Source organism: Streptomyces sp. NPDC111656 (genome assembly GCF_055656965.1).
This window is the reverse complement of record NZ_JBVKCA010000019.1, coordinates 42,547-59,380: the sequence shown is the minus strand read 5'-3', so window position 1 is coordinate 59,380 and position 16,834 is coordinate 42,547. Positions and strand designations below refer to the sequence as shown.

The following is a 16,834-nucleotide window of genomic DNA, read 5'->3' as shown; positions in this document are numbered from 1 at the left end:
AAGCTTAAGGGGCCATGATCACTCGCCCCAAAGCAGCTCCCGCCCAAAGCCGCTCCACCGACCGCGTGGGCATGTGCGCGCCTCAGAACCGGACCGTCTACAACTCCGCTCTCAGCCGTGCCCAGGTGTAGGTGTCCAGGCTGTCGTGGGGGCCTATGCGGGAGAGTTCCGTGCCGTCGCGGCCGAGAGCCACGATGACGGGACGGACTCCACGGCTGCCATATGGGGACATCCAGGCGGCGACGAGCTTGCGCCCCTCGGGAACGTTGATCCGGCGGCTGCCGATGAGGAGGTGGCTGACGTCCCGCCCGAGGTAGATCATGACGTAGGCGATCCATGGGGCCGTGGTGATGGAGTGCGGCAGGTCAAGGCGGCGGGTGAGGCTGAGTGCGCCCCCGCCGCCGCAGAGCTCGATCACGGCGACGTTGGCAGGGTCGTTCACCGGGCCACTACCGCCACCCACGTACCGCCACTGCTCGTCGTACCACTCCAGAAGCGGCGTGTGCTCACGCGCTCGCGCCGACTTCGGATGCCACACGATCCAAACCGCCCCGACACCGGCCGTGGTGTCGACATCGGCCGACACCACCATCATCACGCGCCGCGGCATCCAACGCGGCTGGGGCTCCGCACCCGCCAGCACACGCCTCACTACGCCCGGCAGAAGAGCCTCCACCCAGCGTTCCGCCGACAAGGCCTCTCCCCATAACCGCATGCGCCTGCGATACCCGGTGCGCTTGAACATCACGCCCAGACCGCCAGGGCAATGCCTCACAGCCCCTGTTCGGCCGCCTGAGCGCCGACTAGGCTCCAACGGGCGGGGAGGGCGAGAGCGCCAACGCCCCGCGACAGCGGGAGAAGACCACCTGTGCCCCCTGCATGCCCGATCGAGCAGCGCGCGACGAGGAACAACGGGGAGTGACGGTGAGCACCCCGGGAACACACAGGTCAGCGTCTCGCCAGGTAGGCCCGATTTGGTTACGCGATCTTCCAAACTGGTGCTCCAGGGCTGTCCTGGGGCTGCCGAGTTGACTGCGTCGTTAGACCACCGATGTACTTCCGCGCATGTCAGGAACGGATGACGGTCAGTCACTCGAAGCCCACCCGCCTGTCTCCCGGCCTGTGGCCGCGGCGCAGGACTACGTAGAGGGGAGGCTGTCTCAGTACCAGAAGTGGTACGACAAGAAGGCTGTTACTGACTTCGGCTCGTTAGGGTGATCTTTCTCGAAGGCCCTGATGAGCCGGGAGTGTTGTCTGTATCCCGTGGTGTATGAGGTATGCGGATGGGGGCGGGCTGACCCCTGCGGGACGTCGGTGCCGGGAGACGGTCCGGATACAGGCGGCCGAGTTGTTCGAGCAGGACATCAAGCCGCCGGACGTTGCACGGCGCCTGCGGGTGAGCCTGAAGTCGGCCTACCGGTGGCACCGGCTGTGGCGGAACGGTGGCATGCAGGCTCTGGCCTCTCGTGGCCCGAGCGGATCGCGATGCCGGCTGTCCCCGCGCTGTCTGGAGAAACTGGCCGCGTACCTCGATGAAGGGCCGGCTGCGCATGGCTGGGTGGAGGACCAGGTGTGGACCGCGGCGCGGGTGGCCACACTGATTGGCCGGAAGTTCCACGTCGCCTACAGCGTCTCGGGTGCCACCCGGCTGATGCACCGGCTCGGCTTCAGCCCGCAGATCCCTGCGCGGCGGGTGGCCGAGCGCGACGAGGAGGCCGTCACCGTCTGGAAGGAGGCGACCTGGGCGGAGGTAAAAGGGCCCGGGCGGCCTGCGGAGGCTACGTCTGCTTCGAGGACGAGGCCGGGTTCACGCGGCGGCCGCCCCAAGGACGGACCTGGGGCCGACGCGGCCGCACCCCGGTCGTGACCATCAGCGGACGCCGCTCGGGACGGCTGTCGGTGGCCGGGCTGATCGCCATGCGGCCCGGCTCCCGGACCCGGCTGTGCCACCGTCTGCGCACTCACCCTGCGGGCAAGGGCAAGCGCCGCAGTATGGGCGAGCGCGACTTCATCGCGTTGATCGACGGCACCCATCACCTCGTCAAGGCGCCGATCGTGCTGGTCTGGGACCGGCTCAACACTCATGTCTCCCATGCCATGCGTGAGTTGATCGCCGAGCGTGAGTGGCTGACGGTGTTTCTGCTGCCCGCGTACTCGCCGGACCTGAACCCCGTCGAGTGGGTATGGGCCCACGTCAAGCGCAGCCTGGCCAACCTCGCCGTGGTTGCTCTCGACCGGCTCGAAACCCTGGTCCGCAACCGGCTCAAACGCCTCCAGTACCGGCCCGACACCCTCGACGGCTTCATAGCAGGCACCGGCCTAACCCTCGGCAATCCAGCGTCACCTTGACGAGCCGAAGTCAGTAAGACGAAGGCCATGCATCTCCGGATGAGGACGATATCCGTCGTCGGGGGAGCCTTGGTACCCGTGTTAGTCAACCTTGACCTGTCCTTCGCCAAACTTACCGCTACGGTGCTGAGCTTGATCGTTGTCGGCTCCGTCTCCTTGGAGAGCGTGTACCGCTACCGCGAACAGTGGAAGAACTACAGGTCGACCGAACAGCTCCTTGGGCACGAGCGGATCTGCTTCGAAACCAAGGTAGGGCCTTACTCTCGGAGACCGAAGCATTCACGACTCTGGTCGCCCGTGTAGAGAGCGCAATCGCCAACGAGAACTCTGCGACCCTCAACGTGATGACCTTGGGTGGCCAGGTAAGCACTGACGTTCAAACACCGCCCGGCATTCCAGATGCCCGGCGAGAGCTTCGGTAGACCGGCTGGCCGTGCCACACTGACCGATCTCTCTAGAGCCATGGATCAGAAGGGCGCGTGCCACAGCCGTGCCACATCGTGCGGTCAACCAGGGTCAACGACGGCTCGCCACAGTCGAGATGCGCCGTTCACCTGGGCAGCAGCGGCTACAGCCGGAGCGACCTGGGGAAGTGCGCCGCCGACCACGTCCGCCCTTACAAAGCGGTGGTACCAGCAGGCTCCGCCTCATACCCTGCGCACATGTGCCGCTATGGGATGGCCCACTACAAGCGCCACTTCGTGTGTCTTGCGTGCCGGTCATCGTTCAAACGCGACTGGCCAAACGAGCGTGAGCAGCCTTGCCCGCGTTGCGGTGCCGCCATGATCGATGCTGGGCACGATCTCGCTGTTCCACGCCGCCGCGACGCCGCCGGATGGAAGGCCCTCGGCGTCGTGCTGAAAGCGGGACTGACCTTTCATTCGTGCGGCTGTGGTGGTCCAGGGTTCCGGCCACGCACACCTGCGGAAGTACGCGCCAGACGGATCGCCGCGGTACGACTGGGCGTACCTCTTCGGGAGGCATTGCAGCGCACTGGGGTCGATTGAGCGGAGCCGGTGCCTAGACCCGGCGTGCGTGTCTGACTGCGTGACAACGCCCACGAACAGCGCCGGACAGGCGCGCACACTTGTGGACCATCGCGGCAGGTAGGAGGCACAGCGACTCAAGGTCAGACGCCCGCCCAAGTTGCTTCGGGACGAAGAGGTCGTGGGTTCAAATCCCGCCGCCCCCGACAGGTGAAACACCAGGTCAGGCCCGGTCTCTATCTCAGGGGACCGAGCCTGGTGCGTTCTTGGGAGGCGCCGGGGAGTGGATCACGAAAATCTCGCCTCTCCCCTAATTTAGGTCAGAATCTGACCTCTACGGCCTCTAGCGTCCTCCTTGCCCGGCGGAACACAAACCACGGAAGGCAGCGACCATGAGCGAGACCGTGACTGTCAACGAACTGGCGACCCACGACCCGGCCGATGAGCCGACCGCCAGCGGGGAGCGCGCAGACTTGCTGGAGGTGCTGGCCACGCATCGGCGCTTCCTGCGTTTCACCACCCGCGACCTCACCGACGAGCAGGCCGGGCGCCGGACCACCGCCAGCCAGCTGTGCCTGGGCGGTCTGATCAAGCATGTCGCTGCGGTCGAGCGGACCTGGGTGCAGTTCATCCTGGACGGCCCGTCGGCGATGCCCGACTTCACCACCATGACCGAGGCCGACTGGGCCCGGCGGGCCGACGAGTTCCGGATGCTGCCAGGCGAGACGCTGGCCGGCGTGCTCGCCGACTACGCCGAGGTAGCCCGTCGGACCAACGAGTTGGTCGTCACCCTGCCCGACCTGGACGCCACACAACCGCTGCCGAAGGCCCCGTGGTCCGAGTCGGGTGCGCGATGGTCGGCCCGCCGGGTGCTGATGCACATCATCGCCGAGACCGCCCAGCACGCCGGCCACGCCGACATTATCCGCGAGTCCCTGGACGGCGCCAAGACCATGGGTTAGCCAGCGGAGCGGTAGGTCGTATCGCCCCCACACGGTCTGGGGCGATACGACCTGTGACCCCGCAAACGCCTTACCCCATGATCCGCGGGTCAAGGCGTCGGGCGAGGCGGCTGACATCTACGCCTGACATCAACGGGCGCGAACGTCGGCGTATCAGTGCAGCTGAGGGCGTACTCGCCAACGTCTCTACGAAGCCACTATGCAGGCCGAGAAGAGTCGCCGGATCGAACTTACAAGGCGGATGTCGGCGGTTCGAAACCGTCCGCGCCCACCAGTCTCGGGACACGAACAAGGCCCAGGTCAGCCGGTGAGAATCCGGTGATCTGGGCCTCTGTCGTTTCCGGCCGCCGGGGGGCCGTGCCACTTACGTGTCCGCAGCGACGAGTGGCCCATCTGGTGCATCAACTCGCGGGTGGTGGCGCCGCCGGTCGCGGCGAGCGTGTTCCCGGTGTGTCGGAGATCGTGGAAGTGGACGTCACCGAGACCGGTCGAGTCGAGCGCGCGGAGCCAGATCCGCCGGAAGTTGTTCCGGCGCAGGACACCACCGCGGGCGCCGACGAAGACGAGCCCGGTTCGGCCGGCGGAGGCATGCTCGGCCAGGTGGTGTGCCAGCTCGGGCACGAGCGAGGCCGGGAAGGCGACGGTGCGGACACCGGCCGCGCTCTTGGGCGCTGTCTGTCCGAGTCTCGGCGTATGAGCGGCGGACGGACACGGTGCGGGCCTCCAGGTCGATGTCCCGGCGCTGGAGAGCGGCCAGTTCACCGAAGCGGAGCGCCGTGAAGGCGGCGAGGAGGATCAGGGCGCGGCAGTGAGGTGGAACGGCGTCGGCGAGCCGGTACACCTCGGGCGCGGAGAGGAACGGCCGCTCGGTGTGGGTGACCGTCCCCGCGCCTTTGACCCGGCACGTCGAAGAGGTCACCGGGAACGTCGCGTTGTCCTGCCGGTACTTCGGGATCAGCCGACAGGCGTACTACACCGCTGGAGTCGGCGCGGCCACCGTCGCGACATGGGGATCTCCGTACTGATCAGAGACCCAGGTGTCAACGATGATCGGCAGTTTTAGAGCCGCCAACACAGCTCCCGGCCAAAGTCGCTCTGCCGACCGCGACGTTACCGACCAGGCAGTGTGACTCATGGACCTGCACACCTTCCGCTACTACGCCCACGCGGGTTGAGTGTTGTCAGTGGTCGTGGCGATCGCAGTGGTCATGACGCCCGTCGTGGCCGTCGTGCCCGTCGCCGTCGTGCCCGTGGTGCTCGATCGTGGTGGTGTCGGTGGCGGTGTGAGTGGTGGTGTCACCGCCTCCAGTGACGGTGGCGGTGTTGGTGACCCGTCCACGGGCGTTGCAGGAGACGTCGACCTTCAGGGTGACGGGCGGGTAGCTGTGCCCGGCAGGCAGGACGTCGCTGCGGGTACAGGTGAGGGTGGCCAGAATGCAGTGCCATCCCCTGCCGGTGATCCTGTCGGCCCGAAGACCTGCGGGGAGGATGTCGTGGACGGTGACCTTGGTGCCATTGGTCGGGCCGGCTGCGGTGACGTTACCCACAGTGATGCTGTAAACGCCGTCGTCGCCCCGGGTGAAGGTGTCCGCGTGACTCTTGGCGATGGTCAGGGAGGGGTGGCCGACTGGGATGACCGTAAAGGTGAGGCCGGTATTGCCGGTGCTGTCGGTGTTGCTGGGGTCAGTGGTTGCGGTGCCACTGGGTTCGGTGAGGCCGGTGGTGGTGAAGGTGTCGTTCACCGGCCCCGTCCCGTCGTTGACCTGGGCGACGTAGGCGCGCTGAACCGTGGCGGTCCAGGCTGTGGCCAGGACGATCGACAGGACGGCCAGCCCGACTGTCACGACCGCCCCCGTCTTGCGGGGCCACACCCTCAGCCACAGTCGAAACATGCCTCCCGTGCCGCGGCTTGCTTCAGCCCGCCCTCTCCCATGCCTGAACACCGACATCTCCGCTTCCAAACCGTCGACAACAAGCCATAGATACTCATCGTGACATGAACATCACTTTACGCTTCCGTGAGTGGGCTCGCGGATACGACACGACGGTGATCGCGGCGAGCACACGAGACTCGACAAACACAGCGGGTGGGCGAGTGGCGCACCTGGGCCGGAGCGCCGGCTACGGGGGCGGGGCTCCGTCGGAGTGGTCACCGGCGGCGCCGGAGGAACTTGAAGTGCAGAAGGCACAGAGCGGTGAGGACGAGGGCTGAAAGCCCGGCGACCACAGGGGTGGGGAAGTGCCCTTGCTGGGCGACCGACGCGGCGACCGCTCCGACGCTACCGAGAGTCGTCGGGAAGGTGATGGTGGCGCGCGTGGTGCGCTCGACCAGGCCGCTTTTGAGCGTGAGCTTCACGGTCCACGGGCCGTCCGGCAGCCGTGCGTCCAGCGGGACGACCGCCTCCGCAAGGTCGCCCGGAGCCAGTGTGGTGCCCGTCTTGGCCGAGAACGGTCCAGCGCGCAGTCCGCCCGGCCCGTCGAAGAGGGAGAGTGCCCCGCTGATGTCCAGGGCACGGCCCCCCGTGTTGTGGATCCGGGCGCGAACCTCCCCCCGCCCGTCGCGGGCTCGGGTCGGATAGAGCCGCTCGATCTTGAAGTCCGAGGGTGGCTCACCACCGGGACCGACGTCGATGTACATGCGGACGCCCACCCGGCCCAGCATCGCTACATTGTGCGAGCGGTCCGTGGGGGTGCCCGTCTGCGCCCAGATGACGCCGTATCGCTCCCCGGCGGCGGCATCCCTGGGCACCCGGATGGTGGTGCGTACTCGCGCCGTTCCGGAGGTCGCCAGGTCAAGGTCCGCCGTATCGAGTGACGTCCAGCCGGTCAGCTCGTTGGAGGTGCGCTCCGGCGCGAAGGTGAACTTACCCTTCGCGATGGTGGCCGCCGCGGCGTAGACGTTGACGTGCATCGGTGTGGACGACTCGTTGGTGACCTCCACCCGCCGCTCGATGGTCGAGCCGGGCGCGACGTGGTCGACGATGTAGGCCTGCGCCCTGGGATCGGCACGGCGGCTTTCCGGAGCGTCGAGCAGCTTGATACTGATGATCCTGCCCGCAGCCGGGTGCTGGGGGGAGGACACCCCGGGCGCCCCGTGCCCCGCCGCCGGCATCACCCCGGCCGCCTGTACGAAGGCCAGCACCAGCAGCAGAACCCAGTACCGGCGCGCACCCTTCATTCCGTCAGGCAACGGATTGGGTCAGCGTTCCCGTGTAGGCCCCGCCGACGGCGCTGGCGGGCACGCTAACGGCGACTGTCGGGTTCCAGGTCGCGGTGTTGTCTCCGACACCGGCGCTCCCGGTGACTACCGTCTGCCCGGAGTTGCTCAGCGTCACGGGCGTTCCGGTGGCGGTAATGGTACCGGTCGTCGTGATCGACCCGGGATCGTAGGCAGCGCTGGTGGCGGGGATCGTCGACCCGCCGCTCGTGAAGTCCGTCTCCGCCGCGGTCACCGTCCAGGAGGCCGAGAGGAGGGCGCGATCGTCGGTGACAGTCATGGGGCCGATCGGCGCGCTGATCGTGGTGCCGGGCGCTCCCGAGCCGAGGGCGGCGCTGGCCGGTACCGACAGCGTCAATGCGCCGGACGTGACGGTGTACGTGACCGTGGTGCTCGGGTCGTCCGCCGCGACGGCGAGGCCCGGCTGGATCAGGACGAGAGCAGCGGCTGCGGCCGCGACAGATAGGCTTCGTGCGCGCACGGTAACTCCCGAAGTAGCCGCCCGCCAGCGGACATCCTGGCTGACAGCGGACATGCTGGCTGACGTGACGCAGACAATCGGGCGCGGCCTGTTCACACAAGCCGACGCGCGCCGCACTCCACCACACGAATGACCATATTTCAGCCGGAGCGCGGTGACCTGCGGCGTTAAACGCCAAGCTAACTGCCTCGCAGCGCTCGTAGCCCCACGGCACAGGCATGGAGTCGTAGGCAGGCCGCTGCCTGTGCTCGGCCCGCCCGAGAGAGTTCCGCGGACGTTGCTGGGTTGCTGTGCTTCGCTCGGCCCTGATGGGCTGCCAGATTCCGTTCCCACGGCGTTCCCATTCCCTCCGGGAAACGAGCCCGCCGAACTCTTAAAGCGGGTGTCGCAGGTTCGAATCCTGCCGGGGGCACGCTTGACCTGCGGTTTTGCCGCGATGTAGGCCTTCCGATCCGTAGCTCGGTCGTTGAAGGTCATCCATGCTGCCGCCACGCCCGTGAGGGCCGGTGGGGATCGCTGCGCCACCGGCCGACGATGGCGGTACAGCCCTCCCCCGCGCTCAGGCGGTCACGTCCGCTCGCGCCTTCTGCCGGAACAGAGCGCGGTACTCCTGGGGCGAGGTCCCGACACGCCTGTGGAAGGCTGCGCGCACAGACGTCGGGTTCCCGAGTCCGGTCAGTCGCCCGATCCGCTCGATGGGCTCCGTGGTGGCTTCCAGTAGTTCGCGCGCGCGGTCGATGCGTGCGTCGGTCAGCCATGCCATGGGTGAGGTCCCGGTCTCGTTGCGAAAGCGGCGGACGAAGGTGCGCCGAGCCATGTGGACGCGTGCGGCGAGATCGTCGACGGTAATCGTCGCTGCCATGTTGTCGAGCATCCAGTCCCGGACGGTGGCGAGTTCCTGGCCGCTCGGCTGGCTGCGGAGCCGGTCAATGTATTGCGCCTGGCCGCCGGGTCGTTGGGGCGGCGCCACCAGGGACCGCGCCCTCGCGTTCGAGGCAGCGGCTCCGTGGTCAATCCGGATGAGGTGGAGGCACAGGTCGATTCCGGCGGTCACGCCTGCCGACGTGAGGATGTCGCCGTCGTCGACGAACATGCGGTTCGGTTGGACCTCGATGCTTGGGTAGCGCCTTTGAAGCTGGTCAGACACCTGCCAATGGGTCGTGGCGGGTCTTCCGTCGAGAAGACCTGTCGCCGCCAAGGCGAAGGCTCCGGAGCAGATGGACACGATTCGTGCGCCGCGGCCGTGCGCCGCGCGGAGAGCGGCCAGGACCGCGCTCGGGACGTCGGCGTCAACGTCGTCGTACCCCGGGACGATAACCGTGTCTGCTTTTTCGAGCGCATCAAGGCCGGCTGCGCCGGTGACGGAGAACCCTGAGCGGGCCACGGGCACGACCTGCTCATACGTCGCGACCGTCAGCTCGTAGTTCGGGTCTGTCGAGAAGATCTGCGCCGCGATGCCGAGCTCAAGCGGCAGCACGCCGGGCAGGCTCAGTACGACAACGTGATGGCGCAGGGGCACGGCCATATCATTGGAGATCATGGCCCAATTATGGCGGCAGTAGGCCCGCGGGCCACTGTTGAGGACGGCTGTGGTTGCTTAGGTTCGGACCATGAACGATCATCTGGTTCTACCAACTGGCGACATCGCCGACGCAGCCCTCGCGATCATGCACGAGACGGTGGACAAGCAGATCGCCGACCACAGCCTGCGCAGTTTCTACTTCGCACGGCTGACTGCTCAGCAAGAAAGCCTGCTAACCGATGCGGCATACGACGAGGGCCTGCTGTTCGCAGCCACGGTCATGCACGACCTCGGGCTGGGGACGCTTGCCGAGGGCAATGCTCGATTCGAGGTCGAAGGCGCGGACATCGCCGCAAAGCTGCTGGCTGAGCACGGGGTCCCTGACGGCGACATCAGCCGGGTCTGGGAAGCCATCGCCCTGCACAGCTCGCTCGGCCTCGCCGACCGCATGGGCCTGCTGACCTACCTGACCCACAAGGGCGTCTTCACCGATGGCGGCCGCTTCACCGAGCTTTCCCCCGAGCTGCAGGAGCCCGTGCGTCTCGCCTACCCGCGGTCGCCTGATGACCGCTCGCTCCAGGTGGCCATCGTCAAGCACGCCCGAAAGTCTCCGAATGCGGCGCCGCCCTTCTCCATCGCGGCTGAACTGCTCAGGCAAACCGGCGGCTGACGAGAGCCAGAGGCAGGCCGGCGGTACACACGAGTCGGCCGAGGGCAGGGCGCTTCGATCGGTCGTGACCGAAGTCGACGGCCCGACGGCGGCGACGTCATTGAGCGTGGTGAGGGCTGTAAGTATCCTTAAGGAGCCCGTTTCCCTTCTGTCTCCCGGATCATCGAGCCCAGCCGATCAGCGATCGCCCGATCACGGTCAACTCGCCATGTGCTGATAGATCAACGCCGCGTGCGAGCTGCTGTGCCCCATCCTCGTCATCAGCTCCCGGGTGCTGGCGCCAGCCGTCGAAGCCAACGTATTGCCGGTGCCTCAGGTCGTGAAAGTGCAGCTCGGCTAAGATGCCCGCCGCCTTCCTGGCCTTGATCCAGTCATCCCGGAAGTTGCTCCGCCGAAGCTGCCCGCCCTGCGGACCAACGAACAGGTGACCCTCCTGTCCTTCGACGGCGTAGCTCTTCAGGTGCTGGCTGATCCCGCCGGCCAGCTCAGCGGGGAAGGAAACAGTCCGGACGCCCGCGGCCGACTTGGGCGCCTTGTCGAAGAGCCGACCGTTCTGCAACTCGGCCTGTGCCCGTCGGATCACGACCCGGCGTAGCTGTCCGCGCCTTTGATCCGGCATGGGCGATTTGCCCGGTCATCGACCCCGAGCCCGGCAAGACGGAGGACCCAGACAACGTGGGCACGCGTGACGTCATCTACGTAGTGGACGAGACCGGGAAATGCGTCGCAGGCCCAGGGGACATGGACGCCTTCTGACATCAGCGGCTGACACCAACAAGCGCGAACAGTGGCGGTCGCCGCCGGATCGCAACGGACGATCAGCCGAAGCGTAGGACCGATGGGCCGACGTCGATGGTCCCTCGCGATCGACCTGATAAGGATGAGGCCAGACTCCAAAATCAGATTCCTAGGCCGCCGCTCGCCGAACCTGGTAGTTCCAGCGTGTGAGCGACCGGACAACGGTCTCGGCGCCAATGGGGTTGGCGCTGTGTACGAAGACCGTTCCGATTCGGAAAGGCCGTCCATTGAAAGCGGCTTCTTCCATGAGGGTCACCACGGGCAAGATGCTGTCGTCGCCGCCGAGGTCGTGGTCGAGCCAGAGTTCGTCGATGAAGCTGTCGCGGTGCTCTTGCAGGAGCTTGACACCCTCGCCGCTGGTGCGCGCGATCCGCGTGGCCCAGGGCAGCGGCCGGAGGTCGTCAACGCCAAGGATGACGGGCGTCGGTACGGGCGACTCTTCTTTCACCCGACCATCATCACAGCACCGCCGCGGCGGGCCCAGCGGAGGGCGGGGAGGACGACGTAGTCGGCGCCGCATACAGATTGCATGTCAATACTGCGAAGCACCGCTTTCGCGCGATTTTCCAGGCTGGGTCTGTAGATCGGGCTGGATATCCAGGTGCGTCGGCGGCAAGGCTTCGCCAGGATACGGCCGTGACTGAACCCTTCATCAACGTGAACCTCAGCTCTGAGACCGGGCCCTATCGGTGTCCGTGCTGCGGCTACCTGACGCTTGCCGAGCGTGGCCTCTATGAGATCTGCCCCGTGTGCTTCTGGGAGGACGACGGCCAGGACGATCACGACGCCGACAGGGTACGCGGCGGACCGAACGGCCGGCTGAGTCTGACTCAGGCCCGTCGGAACTTCCACGCCATGGGCGCCTGCGACGAGCGGCGCACCCAGTTTGTTCGGGAGCCGCTGCCACAGGAGCATCCACTGTCCTGACCCAGAGGCGGCACCCGTGGTGAGGTACAGCAACCCGCCCCGTCCGACAGCGACCTCGTAAGGACGTAGCGCAACCGGTGTGGTCCTCAGGCCGATCCGCCTAGAGCTACGGATCAGAAGGTCGCGTGCCACAGTCGTGCCACATCGTGCGGTCAGCCACGGTCAACGACGGCTTGCCGTAGTCCAGATGCGTCGCTGAGCCGGGCAACCGCTATACCCGTGGTGACCACGTCCGCCCTCCTAAAGCGGGTGTCGCAGGTGCGAATCCTGCCGGGGGCACAGCGCATTGCCGCTCTGGCCTGGGCTTCTCTCCCAGGGAGGCGCTCTGTTCGGCCTCGGGCCGCTCGTCCGGGGCCGTTTTGCGTGAGCGACGGTTACTGCTGGGCCTGCAGCGGGTCTCTCCGCGCGGGTCTGGACGTCGGACCCCTTTCCGGTTCAGGCCAGGCCGAACTTCTCGGCGTGCACCTGTCGCGCGGGGATCCGCAGGTCTCGCGGGCCGGCGAGCACGGCCCTGGTCATGGCGGGCGGGCTGCAGACGTACAGGTCGCGTTCGGTGATGTCGAAGACCAGCCGGTGCAGGCTGCTCGGGCCGGACGGCGGGGCGTCGCCCGTTCCGATCGTCTGGTGACGAGTCCACCGCGCCGGTTCCTCACTTGTCGTGGGCTCGCTGGTCGGATGCCGGCCGCCGGGGAGGGGACCTGAGCGAGATCAGCGTGCCGGACGGATGGCAGACAGTACGCTGAATCCAGCGGGATCGGGCCCGCAGCACAGTGTCCGGGAGGTGCTTCATGACGGCCGAGATGGTGGCCCCGGCGTGGATGCATGAGCAGATCACGGCGGATGAGTACGAGTCCTGGTCCGAGGAGCAGTGCGCGGGCATCGAGGTCGTGGACGGGATGGTCGTCGTGAGTCCGAGCGCGTCCAAGCGGCACAACCGGCTGGCCCGGATTCTGGCGAACGCCCTGGACGCCGCCGCGGGCCCGGCATGGAACGCCGACACGGACTTCGACGTCCGGCTTCAGGACGTCCCTCTCACCAATCGCCGCCCGGACGTGGTCGTGTACCGCGCGGACACGATCGACATCACCCCTACCCGCCCTGAGCACGTGCTGCTGGTCGCGGAGGTGGTGTCGCCGGGCTCGGAGACCACCGACCGGATCGTGAAGGTCGACCAGTACGCCAAGGCGGGCATCGGCTTCTACTGGCGGATCGAGCAGGCCGCGACAGGCGTTCCTCTCGTGTACACCTACGTTCTCGACCCCGCGACGAAGACCTACCGGGACGGAGACGTGTTCACCGGCGTCCTCAAGGTAGCTGCCCCCTTCCCGGTGGAGATCGACCTCGGCCAGGTCTGACCACGCGCTGCTCAGCAGCCGGCAGCGCGTGAGCGATGCGTGAGCGGACGGCCCGATACAGGGCGGCATAAGTCGGATCAAGTGGCTCGCCGTGCGGTTCTGACCAGGGAAAGCAGCACCGTGCGGCAGCGCCAGGCACCACCCGGCAAGGATTCGATCCCACTCCTAAAGCGGGTGTCGCAGGTTCGACTCCTGCCGGGGGCACAGAGAGAAGGGCCGGCTCAGGAGGATTTACCTCCCAGGCTGGCCCTTCACCGTTTCCGGCGCCCGTGCCACCCGACGAGGCGGATGTGCGATGGGCCGGCACCGTGGTTCGTCAACGTGAGCCTCTACGCGACGACGGTCCCGCTGACCGAGGGCAAGCAGGTCGCCTTCGCCGGTCTCCCCAACATCGAGCGGATGCGCATCTTCGCCGACGCGATCAGCTGACCGCAGGCCCTGTCCTGCTCTGCCGCGCCAGCCAGGCGCGGCAGAGCACGGCTGACCAGCAAAGCAGAGCGCGGCGGGCCGTTCCGTCACAACTGCTCCGGCACCTCCACGACCCGGTGGTACATGCACGCGTACAGACCCCGTCGACCCGGAGTTGGAGCAGCAGTTCGATCTTTCTGCGCTCCAGCTCCAGGGCGCCGCCGGTGTTCAGCGCCCGTTACGGATGCGTGGCCAGCGGATCGAGGAACGTCAGCACGGAGGCGTCCTCCTCGATCAGCGGGGTGAGGGCGGCGTTGAACGGGGCACCGTACGGGGCGTCCAGGTGTGTCTTGAAGGCGTCCTCGTCCCGGTAGACCTCGAAGATCCAGTATCCGCGCGGGTTTGCCGCCTTGGTGTAGACGTCGAAGGCCAGGTTGCCTTCCTCTTCCCGCACCTTCAGGGCGTAGTCCCGAATCAGGCGGGCGACCTCGTCCTCCGCTCCCTCTCGGGCGGTGAACTCGGCAAGCAGGGTCTTCTTCACGGTTTCGTGTCCTTGTCAGTGAGCGAAGTCGAGGTGCCAGGCAACGGCCTTGTCCAGATTCACCGAGCCGATCCCTCGCATGCGGGCATGCCGGGTTACGCGTACAGGGCTCAGGATGTCTCCTTGTCCCCCGGCTATCCGCGCAGCGGCGACTGCGGCCCCGGCGCGGACGGACCGAAAGCCCCCGGGCCGAGGCCGGCGTCCACGCCGCCGACCAGGGGTGTCATCGTCGACTTGTGTCATCGATGACATCGAGTGTCCGATTATGAAGCGCAATCCGGCCAGCGCGTCAACGGTTCGGGCGGGATTGCTCCGGTGCGGACCGACAGACCATCAGGCGTCGCCGACGGTCGCGAACTGCGCCAACTGGTTCGGCCACGGCGGGTTGGGGCCGGCAACCGCGCAGGTCAGGGCCGCGACCTGCGCGGCGAACAGGCAGGCTGCCTCGACATCGCCGAGACGCAGGTCCGTCAGCCTGCCGCCGAGGAGTCCATGGGTGCCGAGGTGGTGCAGCAGCCCCGCGGTGAAAGAGTCACCCGCACCGACCGTGTCGACAACCGGCGTCGCCACCGCGGGCACCTGCACGCGCTCCCCGTCGAGTGAGGCCAGGGCGCCGTCGGCACCGCGCGTGATCACGACGAGCCGCGCACCGGCGGCATGCCAGATGTCGCACGCCTGCTCGGGCGGTGTTCCGGGCAGGAGGAGTTCCAGGTCGTCCTCGCTCAGCCGCAGTACGTCCGCGAGGGCACACCAGTGCGCCAGCCGGGCACGGTAGATCTCGGGGTGCACCAGGAGCGGGCGGACGTTGGGGTCGATGCTGATCGTGGCCCGAGGCGCGGCGGCAGCCAGGAAGTCCTCCAGCACGGCCGCTCCGGGCTCCTTGACCAGGGCCAGCGAGCCGGTGTGCACACAGGCGGTGCCGGCCAGGTCAACGCCGACCAGCTCCGCACTGGTCCACTGCCAGTCGGCAGTGGCCTGCGCGTGGAAGGAGAACGCAGCCTGACCCTCGGCGTCCAGTTCGGCAACAGCCAGCGTGCTGGGCTCGGCGGCCGCGACGGCGTACGACAGGTCCACGCCGGACGCCTCGAGATGGGCCCGGAACAGGCGGCCGAACACATCGCCGGACAGGCGTGCCAGGAAGCGGGCCGGGGTACCCAGCCTGGCCAGGGCCACCGCCGTGTTCGCAGGTCCGCCACCGGGCAGCACCCGCAGGGCGAGCTCGTGCGGGACGCTTGCGGGTTCACTGAAGGCGTCCGCGACGCACTCCCCCAGGACGGTGATCTGGCGCCGGTTCATGGGCTGCTCTTCTCTCGGGATGCGCGGACAGAAACAAGCACGTCCCGGGCAGCCGGTGAACGGCTTCGGGCGGACGACGGCGGCGTGCGTTGCCGATTTGTGACGGGTGCAAGGCATTGACGTTGCCTGGGAACGGAGTCCATCATCCTCGCCAAGCAGTGTCAACGATGACATAAGTCAACGATGACACCGAGGGACGGCATGCCCCGATGCCGGCCGTTCGCCCGCAATCCCGCAGGAGTCGTTCATGTCACGCATCTCTCGTCTGCCCTCCCCCTTGCTCAGAGCCGCTGCCTGCACGGGTGTCGCAGCCCTCGCCCTGACCGCCTGTGGATCCGGATCGGGATCGGGCACCGCGAGCACCGGATCGGGCAGCGTCAAGGTCGGTCTGATCACCAAGACCGACACCAACCCGTTCTTCGTGAAGATGAAGGAGGGCGCGGAGAAGGCCGCCAAGGAGAACGGCGCCCAACTGTCGACCGCGGCGGGCAAGTTCGACGGGGACAACGCAGGTCAGGTCACGGCCATCGAGAACATGGTCGCCGCCGGTGTGAAGGGCATCCTGATCACCCCGAGCGACTCCAAGGCGATCGTGCCCGCGATCCAGAAAGCCCGCGCCAAGGGTGTCCTGGTCATCGCCCTGGACACCCCGACCGAGCCGGAGAGCGCGGTCGACGCCCTCTTCGCCACCGACAACCTCAAGGCCGGCCAGCTGATCGGCGAGTACGCCAAGGCCGCCATGAAGGGCAAGACGGCGAAGATAGCCGCCCTCGACCTCGCGCCGGGTGTCTCCGTCGGCGTCCAGCGGCACAACGGATTCCTGAAGGGCTTCGGCGCCACCGACAAGGACGTCGTGTGCGCCCAGGACACGGGTGGCGACCAGGCCAAGGGCCAGACCGCGATGGAGAACTGCCTGCAGAAGGCGCCCGGCATCAACGTCGTCTACACCATCAACGAACCGGCGGCCCTGGGTGCGTACACCGCGCTGAAGGCCAAGGGCCGGGAGAAGGACGTCCTGATCGTCTCCGTCGACGGCGGCTGCACCGGCACCCAGGCCGTCAAGGACGGCAAGATCGCCGCGACTTCGCAGCAGTACCCGCTGAAGATGGCCGCCGAGGGCGTCAAGGCCGTCGTGACGTACGCCAAGGACGGCAAGAAAGCGTCCGGTTACACCGACACCGGCGTCACGCTGATCACCGACAAGGCGCAGGACGGGGTCACGTCGAAGGACACCGCCTACGGCCTGGACAACTGCTGGGGCTGAGCCGCTCACCCGCCCCTGGCCGCCATTTCCAAACCCCTCAGCGGGGTGGCCGGCCCCA

The 16,834-nt window shown here is 67.4% G+C and carries 16 protein-coding genes and 1 pseudogene; 7 read left to right on the top strand and 10 right to left on the bottom strand.

The features are described from left to right. Nucleotides 1-97 precede the first annotated feature (97 nt). The gene (locus ACZ7M3_RS40460) at nt 98-610 is read right to left on the bottom strand and encodes a hypothetical protein (protein WP_472070376.1); all 513 of its coding nucleotides are present in this window, start codon (nt 608-610) and stop codon (nt 98-100) included. Nucleotides 611-1,270: 660 nt separating this feature from the next. On the opposite strand from ACZ7M3_RS40460, the gene ACZ7M3_RS40455 reads away from it, so the two are divergent. The 3 genes from ACZ7M3_RS40455 to ACZ7M3_RS40445 all read left to right on the top strand — a co-directional run bounded on the left by ACZ7M3_RS40455 (nt 1,271) and on the right by ACZ7M3_RS40445 (nt 4,297). Further along, nucleotides 1,271-2,349 (top strand): IS630 family transposase gene (locus ACZ7M3_RS40455; RefSeq protein WP_472070374.1). Its coding sequence is split into 2 segments (ribosomal slippage): nt 1,271-1,772 and nt 1,772-2,349, totalling 1,080 coding nucleotides; the frame shifts between segments, so codons are not numbered across the junction. Nucleotides 2,350-2,376: 27 nt separating this feature from the next. Beyond that, nucleotides 2,377-2,652 carry a DUF4231 domain-containing protein gene (locus tag ACZ7M3_RS40450; protein WP_472070372.1) on the top strand — a complete coding sequence of 92 codons (276 nt, stop codon included), beginning with the start codon at nt 2,377-2,379 and terminating at the stop codon, nt 2,650-2,652. A gap of 1,075 nt (nt 2,653-3,727) precedes the next feature. Next, nucleotides 3,728-4,297, top strand: coding sequence for a DinB family protein (locus ACZ7M3_RS40445; protein ID WP_472070370.1), 570 nt, complete (start codon nt 3,728-3,730; stop codon nt 4,295-4,297). Between the two features lie 300 nt (nt 4,298-4,597). Here the strand turns inward: ACZ7M3_RS40445 and ACZ7M3_RS40440 are convergent, their stop codons facing one another. The 5 genes from ACZ7M3_RS40440 to ACZ7M3_RS40420 form a co-directional block, all read right to left on the bottom strand. Continuing rightward, the gene (locus ACZ7M3_RS40440) at nt 4,598-4,918 is read right to left on the bottom strand and encodes a tyrosine-type recombinase/integrase (protein WP_472070368.1); all 321 of its coding nucleotides are present in this window, start codon (nt 4,916-4,918) and stop codon (nt 4,598-4,600) included. 560 nt (nt 4,919-5,478) lie between these two features. Beyond that, complete coding sequence (locus ACZ7M3_RS40435; protein WP_472070366.1) at nt 5,479-6,141, bottom strand: hypothetical protein; 663 nt, start codon at nt 6,139-6,141, stop codon at nt 5,479-5,481. A 305-nt stretch (nt 6,142-6,446) separates the two neighbouring features. Further along, nucleotides 6,447-7,475, bottom strand: coding sequence for a COG1470 family protein (locus ACZ7M3_RS40430; protein WP_472070364.1), 1,029 nt, complete (start codon nt 7,473-7,475; stop codon nt 6,447-6,449). Nucleotides 7,476-7,479: 4 nt separating this feature from the next. Beyond that, nucleotides 7,480-8,049 carry a hypothetical protein gene (locus tag ACZ7M3_RS40425; RefSeq protein ID WP_472070362.1) on the bottom strand — a complete coding sequence of 190 codons (570 nt, stop codon included), beginning with the start codon at nt 8,047-8,049 and terminating at the stop codon, nt 7,480-7,482. Nucleotides 8,050-8,554: 505 nt separating this feature from the next. Then, nucleotides 8,555-9,535, bottom strand: a complete 981-nt coding sequence (locus ACZ7M3_RS40420) for a GlxA family transcriptional regulator (protein WP_472070360.1) — start codon at nt 9,533-9,535, stop codon at nt 8,555-8,557. A 70-nt stretch (nt 9,536-9,605) separates the two neighbouring features. Between ACZ7M3_RS40420 and ACZ7M3_RS40415 the strand changes: the two genes are divergently transcribed. After that, complete coding sequence (locus ACZ7M3_RS40415; protein ID WP_472070358.1) at nt 9,606-10,187, top strand: HD domain-containing protein; 582 nt, start codon at nt 9,606-9,608, stop codon at nt 10,185-10,187. Between the two features lie 128 nt (nt 10,188-10,315). On the opposite strand, the pseudogene ACZ7M3_RS40410 reads toward ACZ7M3_RS40415, so the two are convergent. Next, nucleotides 10,316-10,773 (bottom strand): annotated as a pseudogene (locus ACZ7M3_RS40410) (tyrosine-type recombinase/integrase); the annotation flags it as partial. Nucleotides 10,774-11,094: 321 nt separating this feature from the next. After that, nucleotides 11,095-11,433, bottom strand: coding sequence for a cyclic-phosphate processing receiver domain-containing protein (locus ACZ7M3_RS40405; protein WP_472070354.1), 339 nt, complete (start codon nt 11,431-11,433; stop codon nt 11,095-11,097). A 188-nt stretch (nt 11,434-11,621) separates the two neighbouring features. Here ACZ7M3_RS40405 and ACZ7M3_RS40400 point away from each other — a divergent pair, with 188 nt between their 5' ends. Both ACZ7M3_RS40400 and ACZ7M3_RS40395 read left to right on the top strand, forming a co-directional pair. Continuing rightward, nucleotides 11,622-11,912, top strand: coding sequence for a CPCC family cysteine-rich protein (locus ACZ7M3_RS40400; protein WP_472070352.1), 291 nt, complete (start codon nt 11,622-11,624; stop codon nt 11,910-11,912). A 788-nt stretch (nt 11,913-12,700) separates the two neighbouring features. Next, entirely contained in the window at nt 12,701-13,267 is a 567-nt protein-coding gene (locus ACZ7M3_RS40395) for a Uma2 family endonuclease (protein ID WP_472070350.1), read from the top strand. A 646-nt stretch (nt 13,268-13,913) separates the two neighbouring features. Here ACZ7M3_RS40395 and ACZ7M3_RS40390 read toward each other — a convergent pair. Then, nucleotides 13,914-14,216: a putative quinol monooxygenase gene (locus tag ACZ7M3_RS40390; protein WP_101404512.1), complete on the bottom strand. Its 303-nt coding sequence runs from the start codon at nt 14,214-14,216 to the stop codon at nt 13,914-13,916. A 333-nt stretch (nt 14,217-14,549) separates the two neighbouring features. Next, nucleotides 14,550-15,512, bottom strand: a complete 963-nt coding sequence (locus ACZ7M3_RS40385; protein WP_472070348.1) for a carbohydrate kinase family protein — start codon at nt 15,510-15,512, stop codon at nt 14,550-14,552. A 247-nt stretch (nt 15,513-15,759) separates the two neighbouring features. On the opposite strand from ACZ7M3_RS40385, the gene ACZ7M3_RS40380 reads away from it, so the two are divergent. Beyond that, the gene (locus ACZ7M3_RS40380) at nt 15,760-16,776 is read left to right on the top strand and encodes a sugar ABC transporter substrate-binding protein (protein WP_190171813.1); all 1,017 of its coding nucleotides are present in this window, start codon (nt 15,760-15,762) and stop codon (nt 16,774-16,776) included. The last annotated feature ends 58 nt before the right edge of the window (nt 16,777-16,834 follow it).